This is a genomic window from Achromobacter sp. 10T422 (genome assembly GCF_056394065.1).
Genome location: NZ_JBFTHD010000012.1, coordinates 16,154 through 35,068, shown reverse-complemented (window position 1 = coordinate 35,068; position 18,915 = coordinate 16,154). Strand labels below are relative to the sequence as shown.

At 58.9% G+C, this 18,915-nt stretch carries 15 protein-coding genes; 9 read left to right on the top strand and 6 right to left on the bottom strand.

Going from position 1 to position 18,915, the window contains the following annotated elements:
* Nucleotides 1-157: 157 nt before the first annotated feature.
* Complete coding sequence (locus AC1DB0_RS27145; RefSeq protein ID WP_476758349.1) at nucleotides 158-1,057, bottom strand: LysR family transcriptional regulator; 900 nt, start codon at nucleotides 1,055-1,057, stop codon at nucleotides 158-160.
* A 233-nt stretch (nucleotides 1,058-1,290) separates the two neighbouring features.
* Here AC1DB0_RS27145 and AC1DB0_RS27140 point away from each other — a divergent pair, with 233 nt between their 5' ends.
* The 5 genes from AC1DB0_RS27140 to mauJ all read left to right on the top strand — a co-directional run bounded on the left by AC1DB0_RS27140 (nucleotide 1,291) and on the right by mauJ (nucleotide 7,739).
* A complete protein-coding gene (locus AC1DB0_RS27140) occupies nucleotides 1,291-2,235 on the top strand; it encodes an aromatic alcohol reductase (RefSeq protein WP_447981654.1) in 945 nt (314 codons plus the stop codon).
* 449 nt (nucleotides 2,236-2,684) lie between these two features.
* A complete protein-coding gene (locus AC1DB0_RS27135) occupies nucleotides 2,685-3,110 on the top strand; it encodes a hypothetical protein (protein WP_476758350.1) in 426 nt (141 codons plus the stop codon).
* A 715-nt stretch (nucleotides 3,111-3,825) separates the two neighbouring features.
* A complete protein-coding gene (locus AC1DB0_RS27130) occupies nucleotides 3,826-5,121 on the top strand; it encodes an AAA family ATPase (RefSeq protein WP_476758351.1) in 1,296 nt (431 codons plus the stop codon).
* Nucleotides 5,118-5,993, top strand: a complete 876-nt coding sequence (locus AC1DB0_RS27125; protein ID WP_476758352.1) for an HNH endonuclease family protein — start codon at nucleotides 5,118-5,120, stop codon at nucleotides 5,991-5,993. Before AC1DB0_RS27130 ends, AC1DB0_RS27125 begins: the two co-directional genes overlap by 4 nt.
* 414 nt (nucleotides 5,994-6,407) lie before the next feature.
* Entirely contained in the window at nucleotides 6,408-7,739 is a 1,332-nt protein-coding gene (gene mauJ / locus AC1DB0_RS27120; RefSeq protein ID WP_476758353.1) for a methylamine utilization protein MauJ, read from the top strand.
* Here the strand turns inward: mauJ and AC1DB0_RS27115 are convergent.
* From AC1DB0_RS27115 to AC1DB0_RS27105, 3 genes are all read right to left on the bottom strand, one after another.
* The gene (locus AC1DB0_RS27115) at nucleotides 7,707-8,297 is read right to left on the bottom strand and encodes a hypothetical protein (protein WP_476758354.1); all 591 of its coding nucleotides are present in this window, start codon (nucleotides 8,295-8,297) and stop codon (nucleotides 7,707-7,709) included. The genes mauJ and AC1DB0_RS27115 overlap by 33 nt on opposite strands.
* Before the next feature lie 445 nt (nucleotides 8,298-8,742).
* The gene (locus AC1DB0_RS27110) at nucleotides 8,743-9,114 is read right to left on the bottom strand and encodes a hypothetical protein (RefSeq protein ID WP_476758355.1); all 372 of its coding nucleotides are present in this window, start codon (nucleotides 9,112-9,114) and stop codon (nucleotides 8,743-8,745) included.
* 157 nt (nucleotides 9,115-9,271) lie between these two features.
* Nucleotides 9,272-9,889 carry an MSMEG_1061 family FMN-dependent PPOX-type flavoprotein gene (locus AC1DB0_RS27105; RefSeq protein WP_441372420.1) on the bottom strand — a complete coding sequence of 206 codons (618 nt, stop codon included), beginning with the start codon at nucleotides 9,887-9,889 and terminating at the stop codon, nucleotides 9,272-9,274.
* Between the two features lie 100 nt (nucleotides 9,890-9,989).
* Here AC1DB0_RS27105 and AC1DB0_RS27100 point away from each other — a divergent pair, with 100 nt between their 5' ends.
* Both AC1DB0_RS27100 and AC1DB0_RS27095 read left to right on the top strand, forming a co-directional pair.
* Nucleotides 9,990-10,781: an AraC family transcriptional regulator gene (locus AC1DB0_RS27100; RefSeq protein ID WP_338060085.1), complete on the top strand. Its 792-nt coding sequence runs from the start codon at nucleotides 9,990-9,992 to the stop codon at nucleotides 10,779-10,781.
* Between the two features lie 422 nt (nucleotides 10,782-11,203).
* Nucleotides 11,204-12,148: a glycosyltransferase family 9 protein gene (locus AC1DB0_RS27095; protein WP_175168660.1), complete on the top strand. Its 945-nt coding sequence runs from the start codon at nucleotides 11,204-11,206 to the stop codon at nucleotides 12,146-12,148.
* A gap of 247 nt (nucleotides 12,149-12,395) precedes the next feature.
* On the opposite strand, the gene AC1DB0_RS27090 is transcribed toward AC1DB0_RS27095, so the two are convergent.
* Entirely contained in the window at nucleotides 12,396-15,149 is a 2,754-nt protein-coding gene (locus tag AC1DB0_RS27090) for an autotransporter family protein (protein ID WP_476758787.1), read from the bottom strand.
* Nucleotides 15,150-15,449: 300 nt separating this feature from the next.
* Here AC1DB0_RS27090 and AC1DB0_RS27085 point away from each other — a divergent pair, with 300 nt between their 5' ends.
* Nucleotides 15,450-17,114, top strand: coding sequence for a sensor domain-containing diguanylate cyclase (locus AC1DB0_RS27085; protein WP_476758357.1), 1,665 nt, complete (start codon nucleotides 15,450-15,452; stop codon nucleotides 17,112-17,114).
* Here AC1DB0_RS27085 and AC1DB0_RS27080 read toward each other — a convergent pair.
* Nucleotides 17,111-17,995: a LysR family transcriptional regulator gene (locus tag AC1DB0_RS27080; RefSeq protein WP_346551846.1), complete on the bottom strand. Its 885-nt coding sequence runs from the start codon at nucleotides 17,993-17,995 to the stop codon at nucleotides 17,111-17,113. The genes AC1DB0_RS27085 and AC1DB0_RS27080 overlap by 4 nt on opposite strands.
* Before the next feature lie 86 nt (nucleotides 17,996-18,081).
* Between AC1DB0_RS27080 and AC1DB0_RS27075 the strand changes: the two genes are divergently transcribed.
* On the top strand, nucleotides 18,082-18,912 hold the full coding sequence (locus AC1DB0_RS27075) for an HpcH/HpaI aldolase/citrate lyase family protein (RefSeq protein WP_342065587.1): 831 nt from the start codon (nucleotides 18,082-18,084) through the stop codon (nucleotides 18,910-18,912).
* Nucleotides 18,913-18,915 lie beyond the last annotated feature (3 nt).

Sequence of the window (18,915 nt, the reverse complement as noted above, 5' to 3'; positions counted from 1 at the left end):
CTGGCCGGAAGCGGTTATTCATATACACCCGCCCCACCCCAAGACGGGCTTACCAGGGCGTGGAGACGTGATGCCCGCGCAGGCAAACTCGAATCTATTTCTGTAGCACGCGGCTCCGATGCGCCTTGAAGTGGCAGAGTTGAACGTCCGCGTCGGTTCATACGGCCAGCTCGGGCCGCGCGATCGCGATGACCCAGTCCACGAACGTCTTGACCGCCGCCGTGGCGCGAGCTTGCGGATAGACAATGGAAATCGGCACAGGGGCGCATCGGGCATCCGCCAGAACTTCCCGCAGGCGCCCGCTGCGCAGGTAGACAGATGCCGCCAGTTCGGATAGCTGGATAAGGCCCAGCCCCTCCAGACCGCAGTGCAGATAGGCCTCGGTTTCGTTGACGGCATAGCGGCAGGACAGAGACACCGCCACGGCTTCGCCATTGACACTGAAGCGCCAGTCCAGCGGACGGCCGGTGGCGTTGGACAGGTAGTTGACCACTCGGTGCGCTTCCAGCGCGGCCACGGATTCCGGCTCTCCGAACCGAGCCAGGTACTTGGGTGACGCGCAGGTTAGCCAAGCCAACTCGCCAAGCTTGCGCGCCACCAGCGTCGAGTCTGCCAGCGTGCCGCTGCGGATCGCGCAGTCGATGCCTTCGTAAATCAAGTCCGCCGGCCGATCACTCAATCCCAGCACGACTTCGATATCCGGATAGCGCGCCTCGAATTCGAGCAGCCGCGGCACCACGATCGCCCTTCCAATGGCACCCGGCATGTCGACGCGAACTCGTCCGCGCGGCGCCCGGCTCGTCGCGGACATGTCGTTTTCCGCGTCGGCGATATTGGCCAGGATGGCCTGGCACGCCGCCAGGTAGCGCGCGCCCGCGTCGGTCAGGCTCAGGCTGCGGGTGCTGCGTCGAAGCAGCGGCGTGCCCAGGTGGGCCTCCAGGTTCTTGACCGTCGTCGTCACCGACGAACGTGGCATCCCCAGGGACTGCGCCGCCTTGCTGAAGCTGCGCGCCTGAACGACCCGTACGAAAGTTGCCATCGCTTGAAGTTTGTCCATAAGCCTGCCTGCCGATAGTGCGTGCGCCAATTTCGGCGGGAGCTCCCAATGTTAACAATGCGGCCGGCGCAACCCGTGTGCTTCCTGCGCGTTGTGTATTCAAGCGCGGCGAACAATGGACGGAGTGCGCGCTCCTACACTGCAAATCACATCAGGGCTGCATTTTTTCCGCATCGCGATCGCGGCGGGCCGCGGCCCATTTTTCAAATACTCATTTCCTAGCGGGATTTCCCATGTTGAACGACAACGCCATTCTGGTCCTGGGCGCAGGCCAACTCGGCATGGCCGTGCTGCGCCATCTGGCTCCCCACGCCAAACGCGCCGCCCACGTTTCCCTCTCGGTCCTGTTGCGCCCGTCGACTGTCACTTCCACCGACACGGCGAAGCAGCAAGACCTGGCTGACCTGAACGCCCTGGGCGTACATATCGTCGCAGGCGACCTGGCGACGCAATCCAGCGACGAGCTCGCCGACACATTCAGCCGTTTCCACACCGTGATCTCGTGCACGGGATTCGTGGGCGGCCCGGGCGTGCAGCGCAAGATTGCGCGCGCCGCGCTGGATGCCGACGTCAAGCGCTTTGTACCGTGGCAATTCGGCGTGGACTACGACGTCATCGGCCGGAACAGCCCGCAGGACCTGTTCGACGAACAACTGGACGTGCGCGATATGCTGCGCGCTCAGCCGAACACCGAATGGGTCATTGTCTCGACAGGCATGTTCACCAGCTTCTTGTTCGAACCGGCCTTCGGCGTGGTCGACCTGGCGGCCAATACCGTGAACGCGCTAGGCAGTTGGGACACGGCCGTCACGCTTACGACCGCCGATGACATCGGCAACCTGACGGCGGAGATTCTGTTCACCGAACCGCGCATCGCCAACCGTGCGGTGTATGTCGCCGGCGATACCGTCACCTATCGAGAGGTGGCCGACGCCCTGGATCGCGCCCGTGGCGTCAAAGTCCAGCGCCACGAATGGACAGTGCCCGAACTGAAACGCCAACTAGCCGACGATCCGGCAAACGCGTTGCGCAAGTACCGCGCCGTATTCGCCGAGGGGCGCGGCGTGGCCTGGGACAAGGCACAAACGTTCAACGCCCAGCGCGGCATCGCGGTCTGCGGGTTGGACCAATGGTTACGCGACCATCTGCCTGCGCCGGATCAAGGGCGGCGGATCTAGACAGTTAACGCGGCTTGCTGGTTGGCTTTGTTGGTGGAGCTTGCCTTGATGATGTTGGATGTGGTGCGACGGGCCTGCGTGCGTACGGGCGGACAGGGTTCGAGGAGGAGGATTTGCAGCCGTCTGCTGCCGACCCGAAGTGGCCTGTCGCATCTCTCCATGGCGATTTCTACGTTGATCAGCGAAGAAATCGCTGGATCACAGCCATTGCAGCGCGGCGCCATGTGGATCTGTCCAGGCCAAGGCATGGCCATCAATGCATAACAGGAACATACCGGACGGTTGCTGCACGTCTGCACGCAATGGCACAAATAGCCATAAAGGTGGGCGTTATTTCGTGCATTAATGCGGTTCAGGGATTCGTAGAATTGACTGATGGATCAGGCTGACTCAACAGTCGGACGGCTTTTTCAGTGATTGGAAATATTTAACAGAGGGAGGTTCGTTTTATGGACGTTTCCAAAGGCATACCTTTAACGGTAAAGTCGCGCAGCATTGCGGACCTGAATCTTCCGCTGGTCAAACCTACCGCTAACTTTGCTCATAATTTAGAGGCTTCGGCTGAAGCGCTGCGCAAAGCGGAAGCAGTAGAACGAGGCATGGCTCGCATTGAAGCCGACAACTCGCCCCAAAATGCAGTTAAGGCTGTTATGAAGGGCGATCAGCGTGTTGCGACAATTTATAAGTCTGGCGTCATGGAGATTACCGATCACTACGCCGAACAACTGAAAGGCCTGGATCTTCCGAGTGATGCCTCTAGCAATTTGGGATCGATTCGTGCCGCAATAATAGCGAAGGCTGTGGGCGGGGAGATTTTGGATTTAAAAGCATCTTCCTCTTCCGCTTCGCAATCTCGGTTTTCAATAACGGCATAGATTAGAACTCGTTGAATTGATTTTTATTGTGTAACCCATCTCACATGGGTTGACACCAACGGGACGGCATCGGTAGCAAGCTACGGCCTCGACATCCAATGAAATTCACTGGGTGTGTTGCATTGTGACGACTGCTGCGGTCGCGCCAGCAGTAAATATTCCATCGCCTTCGTCTCTTTAGCCGCGTTCTGTGTGGAACCCATGCGCGTCGTTCCGGGAGCCTGAGTCCGGAGGCGCTTCATTTCCCGCAGGACCTCGGAGTGGTCTTCTACGCGGCTTAAGACGCGAGTGGAGTTCTTCTTGAGACGGCCAGCAAGGGCCACAACTCGAGACTTGAGGTATGCAAGTTGAACAGCTGCTTGTGGCCGCGAGCCGTCCTTGTCGACCGGCCGTTCCCGACCCAAAGCGGAAGTTGGGATGTCAGGGTGGTGCGCTTGGCGACCCACGCCAGCTGCAGTTGAGGCATGCAGCACTGCTTTGCGCATCTGAAAATTGGCACTGCTTTTTTGAGGTTATTTCATCCGCCTAGGCAGCAATCTGCCCACCCTATCTCGCTAGGTCTGTCCGCTTAACTCGGACGTGAAGCACCACTCGACGGCATTGCTGGGCTAGCTTAAGCGGCTAGCGTAAAGTCGGGCCAGCTCAGCTAAACTAAGCTTAGCTGAGCTTAGCTTAGCTGCGTCGGCAGCATGACACCTCTCAGCTCAGGGACAGCATGTACATCAATCGAATCGACCTGCATAACTTCCGCACTTTCCGAAGTGCAAGCGTGCAGTTCCTGCACAGCGATCTAGACTTCCACCAGCTCGATTTGCCATTACCTCGCCTTCCGAACGTCAACCTGCTACTGGGTAACAATGGAGCGGGCAAGACTACGCTTTTGAAGGCGGTGGCGCTTGCATGCCTCGGGCCTGCGGTGGGCAAGTCCGGGATTTATCCGTATCGTCTTATCCGGCAGGAGCCGCTCAAAAGGGCTGCGTCCGATAAGGCGCGTTCTACCAAGACCTATGGAAAGAAGGCTGACACGGAAATTCCTCCACTCCAAGCCCTGATTCAGGCGACGTTCACTCCTCACGAGCAAGATCGGGTGCCCGATGAAATTCGGCAGCTCGAGTCCGAGGTGATGTTGAGCCGGATCAGAGACTTCGAGGAAATGGAATGGTCACACCATCAGCATAAGGCTTGGGAACCCATCTTCAGTGCAGGAACTGACGCGTTGTTTTTTGTCGGTTATGGCGCGACTAGGCGTGTTGAGCAGAAGGAAAGATATGACCGAGGCAGCCGCACGAGTCGCTCCTTCGCACGCGCTTTACGGGTGCAAAGTCTCTTCGAAGACTCGTACACACTCGTACCTCTAAGCAGTTGGCTGCCGGACTACCAGCACAAGAATCCAGGACGCTTCTCACAGGTGGTCACGCTGTTGAACAGGCTCATCGGCAGTGGGCACTACCGCTTTACCGGCGAACTTGAACAGGGGGAGTACCTCTTCGAGCGAGGAGGTCTTCGTGTCCCATTCCCCGCTCTGTCCGACGGTTATCGCGCGTTCCTTGGATGGGCTGGCGACTTGCTTTATCACATCTGCATGACCTGCCCTAGAGGCAAGAGGCTGGTCGATAACTGCGGCATCGTGATGATCGACGAAATTGACTTGCACCTGCATCCGGAATGGCAACTGAAGCTTCTTCCTACTCTGTCCAGAGCGTTACCTAAGATCCAGTTCATTGTGACTTCGCATAGTCCTCTGATCGTTGGCTCACTCGAATGGATGAATATCCTGACAATGCAGCCCGATCGCGGCCAGGCCACAAAGGCGAAACGCATCGAGCAGCCGGTGCACGGATTGGATGCAGATCAGGTGCTGCTCACCGACTTCTTCGGCCTTAAGTCCACGCGAGCAGCGGGAAGACAACGCGCGATCAAGGAACTGAGCCTGCGCGCCAGCCGAGGTGACTCGGATGCGGCAATGGAACTGCTCAAGCAGATGTCACATGGCGGAGAACGGATCGAATGATCGGCTACAAGATCTCCTACCAGGACTTGAAAGCGCTAGTTGACGCCCACTCCCCAAGCTGGATAGCAAGGGCAAGCGCGCGTACCGCCGACTTCATTAAGATTGGCAAATACGACGAGGCCTCAAACATCTGGTCGGATGTGAAGGCCGTCTACATGCGCTTGCAGGGAGAGGGTAAATGCATCTTCTGTGAGCGCAAGCTAGAAAGCGAACAGTTCGGCATGGGGGAGCAAGACGTAGAGCACTTCCGGCCAAAGGGAAGGGTGCGTGCGTGGAAGGCTCCGGCGAAGTTCTCAGCCCATGGACTAATAATCACGAGGCCTGCGCTCAATGCTCCGGGCTACCATCGACTTCCATATCATCTCTTCAACTACGGTGCCGCCTGCAAGCCCTGCAACAGCGCATTGAAGAGCGACTACTTTCCCATCGTCGGCAACTACGATTTCGACGGGGATGATCCAAAGACGCTCGCATCTGAACAACCACTTTTGATCTACCCGCTAGGCGACTTCGACGATGATCCGGAAGATCTTATCGAGTTCGTAGGCGCTTCCCCGCGTCCTGTCCCATCCAACGGGTACGGCCGAGACCGCGCGCAAACAACCATTGAATTCTTCGCGCTGGCGGATACTGATACTCGCAAGAATCTGTTCCGCGAGCGGGCGACTATCCTCATTGCTCTTTGGGGGCAGTTGGAAGCGGCCAAGAGCCCGGGCAATACGAAGGCAGCCGATGCCGTCGCGGCATTCCAGTCAGAAAAGTCAGCGCACGCGAACTGCGCTAGATCTTTTGTCAGGCTCTACCGAGCGAACCGTTCCGCCGCACAAGGACACTTTGAAGCCGCCATGGATTTCGTCATTTCCTCCTCCTAGCTAGCCCGCCCTGGTATCGCGGTCAGACCCCGAGTGGACGCAGTGCTTCACCGTGTGTTGTCGAGTCTTGATCGGCCGATAAAAGTCGACAAGGTCGGCACCCGCAGACGTCGCTGGCGGCCTGTTAGTTAAGAAGTTCTTAGCAGCGGGGTAGAAGAACCCGTTGCGGGCGGCGCATTGCCGCCGCCCAAAGTCCGTTTCGTGACCGGCTACAAACAGCCAGAACCCGACGTGGACGCCGATCAACCGGAATGCCGCTTCCGACCGATTTTAGTCAACATCTAATCGCTGCAGTCGACCCGAAACGGACGGTTGACTTTATACGAAACGGCGGTTCGTGTGTAGAGATCGAGGCGTGTAATCTATCTTTATGGTTATGGCGATGCACCGAATCATTCGATAAAGAGGCAAACAATGGCTGGGCCTTATATTCCTCACTATGTTGGAGAGGCGGTCGAAAGAAAGTTAAGAAGCCGTCGTGGTTGGCTAACGGCAGGCGTAGCCACATCCATCGCTTGGCCACCCGCTGACGTTTGGGTTACCTATGACGGAGAGGACTACATCCTGCGAGGTTCGAAGCTGAACGGTGCACCCTCGCCCCCCGGGATTACGGTTACTTGCGACAGAGAGAACGTCGACGAAGCGCTCTCGAAGATCTATCGATTCAGTTCGATTCTCGGGTGGTATCAAGGCGGGTTTGTTGATGTGAGTGGATACGTGCACGGCAGCCACCCGATCCTCTACGGGGATCCGCATAATGTCTTTTCAAGCTTAGGCACCCTATCTGCGAAAAACTTCAACTGTAATCACATGCCGCTTGTCCGGGATGAGCTTGCGCGCAAGGCGTTAGCGTTTTACCGCGAAGGAAGTCGCCTTCGCCACGTTCACGATAACTATTCTTTTTTGAGCTTTCACAAAGTTATTGAGTCGCAATTCGCGAATGGCAGGGCCAAGGGGCAATGGATTAACGCTAACCTCGACAATCTGACTGACGAAAGAGCTGTTGCACGGATCGCCGAGCTTCGGGCCAGTGGCCTAGACGTCGGCGATCATCTCTTTGAAAGCGGACGTTGCGCTGTCGCTCACGCAAGTTTGAACGGAGAGATTGTCGATCCTGACGTGCCTGTAGACCGCCGCCGTATATCGAGCGACCTTTGCATCATGGAGGCACTCGCGCGGCATTACATTTCCCGAGAATTGCATATTGAGAACGATCGCGAGACCTATGCAAACCGGAATCGGTTGGGGCCGTGGCTGGAAATTATTCATACAGAAACACTGACGTTGCTGCAAGCCGGCGGCACTACTGGAACACTTGGCGAGCTAGAAGGCCGACAAGTTTCTATTGGACTATGGCCTGACGGACCCATAGCCGGGCTCGAAGCAATGACAATGCGCGTCGATGCATTCGGGGAGGGCGTCGTGCGCGTCATTCTTCTTAACGACCGCATGACAGTTGCCCTTCCATTCGTACTTGACTTCCGACATGGCCGCGTTCATACCCTACTCGACGAGGGCGGCCTTTGTGAGTCGCAGCAGAACCACCCGAACGAGGCAGACGTTCGTGCCTATGCAACGTTCTTCTACCATGTGCTTGGTAACAGTGTTGTGGAATTAAAACTGGAACATAGGGAGCCAGTAGACTGCGAAGTTGTCATACCGGTGAACATCATTCCACCAAATCCTAAGCAAGCGATCGAAGAGCAGGTTGAACTATTTAGGCAGCAAGCCCGAGCGCACCCGTGAATACACCTTCTGTGTCGTTTCGCTCATGACACGGCGTAGCAGGTCTCTCCCTTTCTGCTCAATTCGTTCGAGATCATCTACGGTCAGCGTTGTTATCTCATCTTTGAATGAATCCAGCAGCGCACCGGTGTCATGATCAGTCTTGTGCGGCGCCTCGACGATGACGCTTGAGAGTGCTGACACAGGCATGCGGTATACAACTTCGCGTTCGGCTTTGCGAGTGCCCCAGAGTCCGTGCGCAATGGCGTTCCGTTCTCTTGCGTAAGAAAGCACGTCCTTCATTAACTCGTCGAAGTCGTGGCGAAGAGACGCATCAAGCACCTCCTTGCCAACTCGCCTGACTGCTTCGACCCTGCTGCTGTTGTTCTTGAAAGTCTCGAGGATTGCCAGCGCCGCCCGATGATCACCGTGCATCATCAATCCCAGCAGGGCCGTTATAGAACTCTCGATTAGTGACCAGCTTGTAAAAATGCGGCCGAGTGCGGCTGCGTGTATCGGCCGATCCACCAACGCCAGTTCGCTAAAAGCAATCCCGTCAATTTCAATTCCAACCGGCATAGACCTCTCCAGATGCCCCCTTGCAACTCAAAGACTACGCGAGCGTGCGGTGTTTCATTCACGCAACGCGAGCCCCATCTGCAATCCAAAATGATCGTCAAGCCAACCTTGTTTGTCAACGATCCGGTCCACGCTGTCGACTGACCGCTCCTGGCCGTGAGCCGACGGTCATCGCCGTCCGCTTCCGCGCGTAACGGCCACCCGCCTCTCCCCACAGCAGCCAATCATCCGACGCCGGGGCCGCAAAAATTTCAACTTCAGGAGTCCAGGCGCTCAAGCATATTGCTCGACACCATTGCCGAGGGACCAGTTCCCTTTGTCGACCTCAACCAGATCACGAGAACATCCTCTGGTCGAATACCGAAGGGACTGCGGATGTACACCCGCCGCAAGTCTTGCAGTCAAACGACGGCAGGAGGCCAGGCGACTGGCAAAAAATTACGGCTTATGAGAGTTCAAACGTTGAAGCTCGCCCATTGTTGGCATTGTCTTTAATTCGTTCTGCGATGCGCTGTTGCACAAGTCGCGCCACTTCTTCTTTTTCTGCTGGGCTCATCGCGGCGTACTCTTCCTTCGAGATGCCAAGCGACCGCAGGGTCAGGTCAAAAAAGCGCTCTTCGGGGCTCATGGCCACGAAGTCTTGGAGTTCCTGTTCAGCGTCTGACAACACTGGAGGGGACTTCTTGATCTGGAGTCGGTCAACGCCGCGCTGCGCGTCTTGAAGCGCATCAGCGAAAGAGGCATTGGTCTGGCTGGTTTGGCCCTGCTTCACGAACGAATGGCCCATGGTCATCGTCGGGACTTCAACCTTGTACATAGCTCCACCTATTACTTTGATTGACGAACCAATCATTGGACGCTATCCGGCCCAGGACCAAAGCTCGGAACTCGGCGTTCTTTTCCGCCCAAATGTTCACGTCAGTCTGAGCCTGCGGCCGATAAGCCTACTTCAGGCCTGTAGTCGATGCAGCAGGCTAATACAGGTCATTGCGTATAGATTTGTAGTAACCCTCGTCCACCTGCTGCGTCATATCGGCTCCAGCGCCCGTCATCGCGGCAACAATCTGGCCTGGCGTGGGRACTTGGTCTCGTTCTATTCGTGATGATTCCGCCCAAAGCTGCGCTCGATTAATCGCCTTTCCGCAATGGAAGAGCACTTCGTCAATCCTGACGACAATTGCGCATTTTGGTCTCTTGTCTTTTTCCTTTAACGATTCAAGCAAGGCTTCGTCCGTGTTGATGGCCGCATGGCCGTTGATGCGCATAAACACCTCCAGCCCTGGGAAAAGAAAAAGCATGCCAATGCGATCATCCTCAACAAGATTTGTCAGMGACGCTATGCGGTTATTTCCGGGCCAATCAGCAAACGCAATGTGCTTGTCATCGAGCACATGTACGAAGCCGGGAGGTCCCCCGCGCGGCGATGCATCCAGACCGTCGGCATTACCGGTAGCCACACAGAAAAAGGTTGCTACACCAAGGTACTGACGATGGAATGGCATCAAATGCGGCAGCACTCCTTTAGTAATCCTCTCCGAGGGCGGGTCATACATCTGCGCCAGCTGGGCGATATCGGTCAGTTGTTGGGACATCTCTGTGCTCACGTTTAAGAATCTCAGATGAAGCATATGGCCAATAACGGTGGTGGTGATAGACTACTTCTGCCATTGAATAGCTCAAATACGCCAATCCGTGTCATCAATCACTTTTATCGATAAGTTGGACCAGGCACGCTTTGTAGACGGAAGCAATCCGCCATTGATTTCCGTTGTCGGCAGTGAAAGCACATTCCGAGAATCTGGCCCACATCACCACCCCAGCGGGCAACTGTTCGGTTTGTTGTCTGGTCTGCTGAGCGTGCGTACGCACATGGGGACGTGGGTTGTGCCATGTTCCCGTGGTGTATGGATTCCACCATCGGTGATGCATGAAGGTCGCTCGCATGGCGCATTCAATGGGTGGAGTGTCTATGTATCCCCCCAATCCAGTATTGGCCTTCCCAAGGAGCCGCGCGTCATCGAAGTGAGCCCTCTGCTACGAGAGGCGGTACTCCGCGCGGGCGCCTGGGAAACGGGCGTATTAAGACCGAGCCAACTGCGTTTGGCTCAAGTCATACTGGATGAAATTGGAGAATCCACAGCGGACACGTTCTGGCTTCCCATGCCTGCGGATAGCCGATTGCAACGTATCGCCATTGCGCTTACCGAACAGCCTGCTGATGAACGCTCGTTAGAAGAGTGGGCGCTTTGGGGGCATATCACATCACGCACGCTGAGCCGTAAGTTCGTGGATGAAACCGGACTTACCTTCACCGCGTGGAGACAGCGGGCACGCTTGCTGCGTGCATTGGAGTTATTGGCTGCCGGAAAAACGGTGACAACAATCGCTCTTGAACTGGGCTACGACAATGTCAGTGCCTTTATTGCGCTATTCAAAAGAACATTTGGTGTCACACCCGGACGCTATCTGGCAGAGAACATCTAGCGTTCATGGCTGCTTTTGGCTGTGCAGCCGAAAACGGACCCCGTTACCGACGGCGGCTTGCGACCCACTAAATCTGGGGGCAGGTCATAGGGCCTCGCAAGCATCGAAGCGGTTAATGACTTCACTTCGGAGGTCCGATACGAAACACTTTAGCGTCCGCCAGCTACCGGTATGGCCGCCATTACAATCACCGAGATTACGAGGAGAACCCGTTTGCCTCTGCCCGCCTCACCCAATGTGCCCCTAAAAAAACGCATTGGATAATTTTGCGGGTCCATCAGCGAAATTTCATTAGGAATTTAACGCTCTCCTTTCCATAATCTCGGAGAGCTAGTGGCTGCACATAGGGCGCGCGTCCAGAGTTTGGCTAGATGAGTACGTTGCCTGCGTCCTCCCGAATCCATCATTCGTCTAGGTAGGTCATGTCCGACATTGTGGTCTTCCTCAGGAGCCGTCGGAAGTTCGGCGACCAGATCGTAGCGTATCCAGCGCTTAGCCTGCTGAAGCAGTTTTGGGGCGATAAGCGGGTTCGCGTGGTGTCTCGTTACGCCGTAGGGCATTTCTACAATCACCTTCCATGGGTCGACGAGTTCGTACAGGCTGACACGTTCCCGGCGCAGGTACGCGCGTTACCTCCCGGCGCCCACGCGTCGTTGAGCCTGCACCATTCTAGCGAGCGCTACTCGCTGATCAGCTTGATTCGGAGGCCCGCGCTGCGCATCGGGTTCGATAATGACCGTTTGTGCGATCGAGTGTGGACCCATTCTCATCGCAAAGACATCAACGAGTACATCGGCCTTGCAAATCTTCGTTTACTCGCAACGTATCAGGATCATGAGCCTGAACGAACGGCGCGTAACGCCTTTCTGGAGATCGCCAGCCCGCATGTAGCGAGGGTGAAGCCGGCGGACGTAATCCTGATGCCGGGAGGCGGATCTGGGGCTTTCAAGCGGTGGAGCCTGGAGCGCTATCTTGTGCTCGCGGATCTTCTTAAAAAGCAGTTCGGCGGGTCCGCCAGCTTTACCTTTGTCCTTGGGCCTGACGAAGGAGCGATGCGCCAGCGTTTAGACCGCCTGGGTCGAAACGACTTCAATGTCGAGTTTTGTCGGCCAGCGGCGGAGCTCGCCGCGCTGATGCACAACGCCCGCTTGGTCGTGTCGAACGATTGCGGCCCATCGCACATCGCTCAGGGCTTATGCGTTCCCTATGTGGGCGTCTTCAATGAACCAAATCCAGAGTGGTTCTGGGCGCGAAGGTACACGCGTGATGTAGTCCCGGACAACGGAACGGCAGACATCAACTCCATCGAGCCAGCGCGTGTCTTCCATGCGTGCCTGGACGTCCTCGCCGAGCCCAGATTCTCGTGAAGAAAACTCACCCGTTGCGGGGTTGGCAGCGCAGCTTTTCGCGAAGGCGAGCAGTGACCGCTTGAATGCGCGGCCGTAAGCCGACTATCGCCCACGTCCGCTCCCGACCCATTCCATCCACTCGAGATTAATACCCAAACACCCACTATTCAGTGGTATCGGAATACCTTCACGCCCTTCCCGCCCATCTCGCAGCAGACCCATCGCCTCTAACTAATCAAACGCCCAGCCCTCCACATACGCCGGTCTAAAACGTCATTCTGAAACCCGCAGTCGCCGTAACGATGGAGCTGCCGGAGAAATCTGCGTCGGCGTCGACCTGGCCGTAGATCGCATAGCGATCACCCCATCCGTAATTTGCGCCCACCCCAACGCTGCCCCAGGTGCGCGCCATGCGGCTGACGGCGGGCACGCCGGCCACGCGCACACGGGTTCCGTCGAGGAGTTCATGTTTCACATTGACGACGCCGTAGACGCTCGATTCCCGATTCACACCACCCGTTTGCCAATTGCTTTTGTAGTCCAGCGCGATACCGACGCGGGCCAGCAGGCTGTCGCCCTTGTCGCTTTCAACATGCGCGCTGAATTTGTCGTTGAAACTGTCGAAGCGGGTTGATACGTAGGTCAGCTGCGCCTGCGGGATCAGGGCCAGTCGCTCGCTCAATCCGAACGCCTTGCCCGCTTCGATACCGAGCCCGTAACTGTTGGCGTGGTTGCCGCCCTTCAACTTGCCGGCCAGCCGGGAATTCAGGTCGCTGTCGAACCAGGTTGCTTGGGCCTGGGTGTCGATATAGAGGCCATTCTTGCCATACCAGGTCAGCGTCGGTGTCAGGCCATAGGCCGTGGTGTCGATCGTGCCGTTGCCATATGCCGAATACACGTGTGTGTCGGCCTTGCCGTAGTGAAAGGCGATGCCGCCCACCAGGCGGGACCCTTCTTCTTGACCGGCCAGGATACGGTCGACACCAAATTGCGCCTTCCAGCTGTCGATGTCCTGGCGTGCGCCCGTGGTGGACGTGGAAGGCTCAAGCCGGCTCGTCGTGCCCTCCACGCGGCTCCATACGCCGTTGCGGCCAGCATCCGCCGAATCATAGAGGCGATTGCCGACCCGCTGGCGCAGGGTGGGCAGCCGGCTCAGGTTAAGCAGTGTGTTGGCGTAGGCTTCATAGACAGGCACACCGGGCTGATACAGCAAGGGCGGTTCGGCGCCCGGCGAAACGCCACCGGTGGGCGGCGTGCCAGGACCGGTGGCGGGTGTGCCGGGACCGGTCGGCGGTGTGCCGGGATCGGTCAGGGATGATCGCAGATACCAGCCGCCGTCGGATGAGTCCTGTTGCAGGACATAGCCGTAGGCGCCCGCCACCAGGGCCGGACGCCCCTGGATGACATAGTCGCCGTTAGCCAGGTTGAACTGCCCCGCCGAGACCCCGTTGACCTGCACGATCTGTATGCCCCGTTGGGTCAATCCGCCAGCGCCTCCCATGTTCTGGACGTTGACCGGTGTCGCGCCTGCGGTGTCGCCCGTGACTACCAATTTATCGGTTGGCGAGTTGTCGCCGCTAAGCTGGGTGCGGATCTCCAGGTTGCCGCCCTGAGCCGTGTAGTTGCCGGCGATGGTCAGGGTGCCGAAGCCGCTGCGCGGCCCCGGAGCGATGGTGCCCTGGTTGACCGTCGCGCCGACGCGCCCAATGCCGGTCAGCCGTGCTCCCGTAAGGACGTTCACCGGCCCGCCCAGGACGCCATCGACCTGCAATGTGCCGGCCTGGATATCGGTGTTTCCCGTGAAGGCGGCGCTGTTGCCCGACAAGGTCAGCCTGCCGGCGCCCAGCTTGTTGAGGTTGGAGGTTCCCGAGAACGCGGTCATCACGCCCACCTCGTACCCGTTGGTGTCGAACGAGGCCCCCTCGCTTCCGATCGCCTGCGTCAGGAAACCATTGAGGAAATTGGCCTTGTCACGCCGAGCGCGCAGGACGCCGCCATCCAGGATGAAGGTGGCATTGCCGGGGCCCTTGATGACCGAGCCGGTCTCCAGCACGCCGCGGCCGCTCGCACCACCAGTGAGGTTCAGCGTGCCTGTAGCGGTGCTGCTGACGGTGAGCCGCGTATCGCTGGTGGCAACCACCAGCCCGCCCTTGGCGATGTTCAACGTCCCGGTGCCTGCCGAGCCGATATCGATGCGATCGCTGGCAGTAAGCGTCGAGACATCGGCGGTCGTGCTCGATACGGTCACCGTGCCAACGCTGCCAGCCCGGAAGCCGATGTAGATCGTTGCGGCGGCGCCTGGCGCGGACGATCCGACGGTGCGCACGGTGGCGCCTTCCCGGACTTGCAGGTCGCCAAGGCCCTCGAAACCTACGTAGATATTGTTGAACGGGTTCCAGCTGGATGCAGGTCCCGACACCGTTACGCTGCCCTGGCTACCGGGGCCGCCGCCGATCAGCGCCTGGCCGCTCTGGACGGCGCCACCGTTGTCGATTTGCAGCGTACCGCTACCGTTCGCGCCGATTTCGAACGCGTAGAGCGTGTCAAGTTCCCAAGTTGATCCCGGCCCGGATACGACAACGCTCCCGACGCTGCCGTTCTGGCTCGCAATGCTGCCCGATGCGCTTCGCGCCAAGCCGCCGTCCAGAATGCGGAGTTCGCCATTACTGCCAAACTCGTTGCCGATATACACCTGGGCCAGGCTGGTCCACGTGGACGGTGTGCCAAGGCCGTCACGGCCTGACACTGTTAGGGAACCCACGCCACCATTGAGGTTGCCAATGAAGGCCCAATCATTGACGACGGAACCGYCACCGCTGATGGTCAACGTCCCGCTAACGGAATCGCCAACGACCAGATCGCCTCCCACCAGCCAATTCGGCGTTTGGGCCGGCCCGGGGAGCACTTCGCCGGTACTGGAAACCGTTTGAGCGTTCGCCGGGTTCGCGAAGTTGGCCGCAGATGCGACTAGGATTATCCATTTTGACCACCCCACGCGACCACATTTTTCGCTGACCACAGAAATTCCTTCGCAAAATAAACAGGAACAACACCTTGTAGCTACGGCATGCAGCGCGCGATCTTGATAGGGGGTTACCCTCAGCGAATAACGCGTCGCATGACGTGTTTATGCATCGTGTTTGCAGTGCATCGTCCACATTCAACCGTCAAAGATTGTCAATAAAAAGACCGGAGATAATCTCGCGCGATATTGTCTGGCTGGATAGCTCTTGCCCCTACGAGCCAAGATGCGTAGGCTGCAAAACGTCGATGCGCGTTCACCCAACCCGTCGATGCCTACACTCCACGCAGGAGCAAGATGGCCACGAACGTTAAAACGAGTTGTTTTGAACGATTAGCTCGTAAGGGGAACGACGTGTCGCTGCAACGAGGCAGGCAAGAACAACCGCTGCGGCCCACAGTGCGCCGGGTGACACTCAGTTTGGCCATCGCCTGGTTGGCGCTGGTGGCCGGCCTGGGGTGGTGGATTTCGCATAGGATCGTGGAAGCCCAGTTAGCGAGCCTGGCGGCCAGCGCCGAATACGAAGCTAAAACGACCGTGCGCGTGATGGACCGCTTATTCACCGAGATGGTGAGCGTGGCCAATATGGTGGCGCGGCAAAGCCTGGTGATTGAACTCGCTATTCGTTATCGCACGGACGCGCCAGGCGCCGCCGCGCTGACCCGGCAGGAGCGCGCTGCGCAGTTCACGCGCGACCCATTGGTGCGCAGGGTTGGCGACGTCATGAACGCGCTGGCCAGTGATCTGCGCTACGCGCGCATTTACATGAACAATATGTCGGACGACACCGTGACGGCCAGCAATTGGGCCGAGCCCGACAGCATCGTGGGCATGATCTACTCGGGCCGGCCCTACCTCATTGACGCGTTGCGCACCGGCAATGGCCATTCGTTCGGTATTGCTCGTCTGAACAAATCCCCCTCCTATTTCGTGGCTAGTCGTATCGAGGACTCGAACGACGTGCCGTTGGGCTCGGTCACGGTCAAGTTTGACGCACCGGAGGTGGCGCTTTATCTGACCGGGCGCCATGTTGCGCTGCTTGTAAACCGCCAAGGGCGCGTGATCACGGCGTCGTCAGAGCCGTTCATGCTGCGCAACGTCGCAACGCTTCTCCCGCCTGGCACGGTACTTCCACCGGACGGCGAGGAAGAGCCAGGCGAACTCATGGATGTGCGCCCCACAGGCGGTTCAGACCGTGCCGACCAGTGGCTTATCGACGGCAAGCCCTATCTGCTGCGGCAACAGCCGCTGTCGGGTACGCAATATCAGTTGCTCACGTTGGCGTCGTTGGAGCACCTGGCTCCCATGCAAAAACAGCATTTTTGGATGGCAGCGCTGGTCGCGGTAGTGGGCTTGATCTTGATCCTGCTATCCGGTCATGTGGCCAGCCAAATCTTGATGCGCCGACAGGATGAACGGTATGCGGCCAACTACGACGCGCTGACCGGCCTGCCGAATCGACGCGCGGTGTTGGCTGAGCTGGATCGGTTGTTCGTTCTGGCCAAGCGGACGCAACAATGGGTTTTGGTGGCGTTTATCGATCTGGATGGGTTCAAGCCGATCAACGACACCTACGGACACGAGGCCGGCGACAGATTTTTGATCGAGGTGGGCCGGCGCATGTCGGCTGGGCTACGGGCGAGCGATATGCTGGGCCGATGGGGTGGCGACGAGTTCGTGGTGATTGGGCTAGTGGCTCCGTCCACGTCCGACGATCCGCAAAGGGTCGTCGACGAGATGCGCAGCCGGTTGGCCCTTCCGCTGATCGGTACCTATACCTTGGGCGAATGTCGTCTCGACTATCGCGGTGCAAGCTTTGGCATTGTCAGCGTGGACCCTGCTGTCAGTTCGCTACAAGCTGCACTCAAGGAAGCCGACCAGCTTATGTACGCGGACAAACAGGCACGGCGGGCGCGTCAAACGTCTCAGGAATATGCAAACCCGATGGTCCAAGCATCCTAGCCTCCACCCGCCCTGCCGTACTCCACAATCGCGATGTCGCGAAAGGCCTTGATCAGCGCCAGCCGCGATGACCCGCGCGGCCAGATCAGTCCGAAGCGGCGCGGCTCGCAGGGCGCTGGCAATGGCATCACCGCAAGCCCCAGCCGCTCGATCGCGCCGTTAGTCGCCAGCGGCAGGATTGCCACGCCAAGGTCGCGGCTGACCATCACCGCAATGGCTTCGATGGCGTTGAGCTCGAAGCGGTCGCGCGGCGTGATGCCCACTCGCTTCAAGTAGTCGTCGACGTGGCGGCCGCCCCAATCGTTGCGCTGATAACGAATGAAGGGCTCGCTGGCCAGCAGGGAATGCGGATCGCGCCCGGCCAGCCGCGGCGACGTCGCCAGCACGTAGGGCTCTTCGCGCAGCAGTTGCCAGCCCAGGCTCTTGGCCAGCGGATACGGGGCTTCCAGTGCGATGGCCGCGTCCAGTTCGCCCGCCTCAACCGCGGGGTAGAAACGCGCCGAATGGCCCGGCGTAAGCGCCACGTTCACCAGCGGATGTCGCGCCACCAGGCATTCCAGGATGGCCGGCACCATGGAGTTGAGCGCGGTGTTGCCCGCGCCCAGCCGCAGCTCGCCCATCACTTCACCGGAACGCGCCAGGTAGCGGATCTGTTCCAGGCTCGCCAACACCTCCTGCACCGGCGCCAGCAATTCGGCCGCCTTAGCAGTGAGGTGCACGGTGCGGCCGGCGCGCGCCACGAGCGGCGCGCCCAGCTCCTGCTCTAGCGCGCGTATCTGCTGCGCGACCGCGCCATGCGTAAGACCTAGCCGGCGCGCGGCCTCGGCCATGGAGCCGTGGCGCGCCACGGCGACCAGCGTTTGGAGAAAGTCGGTGTTCATAGTGATAGATATTCTATCGTTTGATCGTAACCAAGCTCGCCCCACCGTGCTTGTACCCGGGCCACAATGCGGCCCAGGAGACAACCATGAAAAGCAAGCTGTTCGTTCCGGCATCACGTCCGGAACTGTTCGATAAGGCCATGGCCAGCGCCGCCGACGCGATTTCCTTCGACCTGGAAGACGCCGTCGCGCCGGAGCGCAAGGCTGAAGCACGCACCATACTCGCCGATTGGCTCGGCAAGCAGGCAGGCGCCGCGCATGCCAAGAAAATTATCGTCCGCATCAATGCCTCCGACACCCCCTATTACGCCGACGACCTGGCCGTGCTGGGCCGCGTGCCGTTCGACATCCTGAACGTGCCGAAGACCCAGGACGCCGCCTCGGTGCTGGACGCGGTATCGCGCGCCAGCGCTGCCGGGTTCAAGGGCAGCTTTCTTGTCAATATCGAAACGCCGCAGGCGCTGGCCCGCGCCGCCGAGTTGGCAGCTGCGCACGAGCGCGTTTGCGGCCTGCAACTGGGCCTGGCCGACCTGTTCGAGCCGCTTGGCATCGCGCGCTATGCGCCCGAAACGCTGCGCCCGATCTTGCTGGCGGTGCGCCTGGCGGCCGGCGCGTCTGGCAAGTTTGCGTTGGACGCCGCCTATGCCCGCGTGAAAGACATCGAGGGCTTTCGCGCCGAGGCGCGCCTGGCGCGCTCACTGGGCTTTCTGGGCAAGTCGTGCATCCACCCGAGCCAGATCGCCGTCGCCAACGAGGAATTCGGTTTCTCGCCTGACGAGATCGAACAGGCTCGCCGCGTGGTCGAAGCCAGCCGCGCCCACGCGGGCATGGGCGCGTTCCTGCTCGATGGCCGCATGATCGACGCGCCGTTTGTGCGCCGCGCCGAAGACGTGCTGCTGGCCGCCGGCCACGCTTAAGCC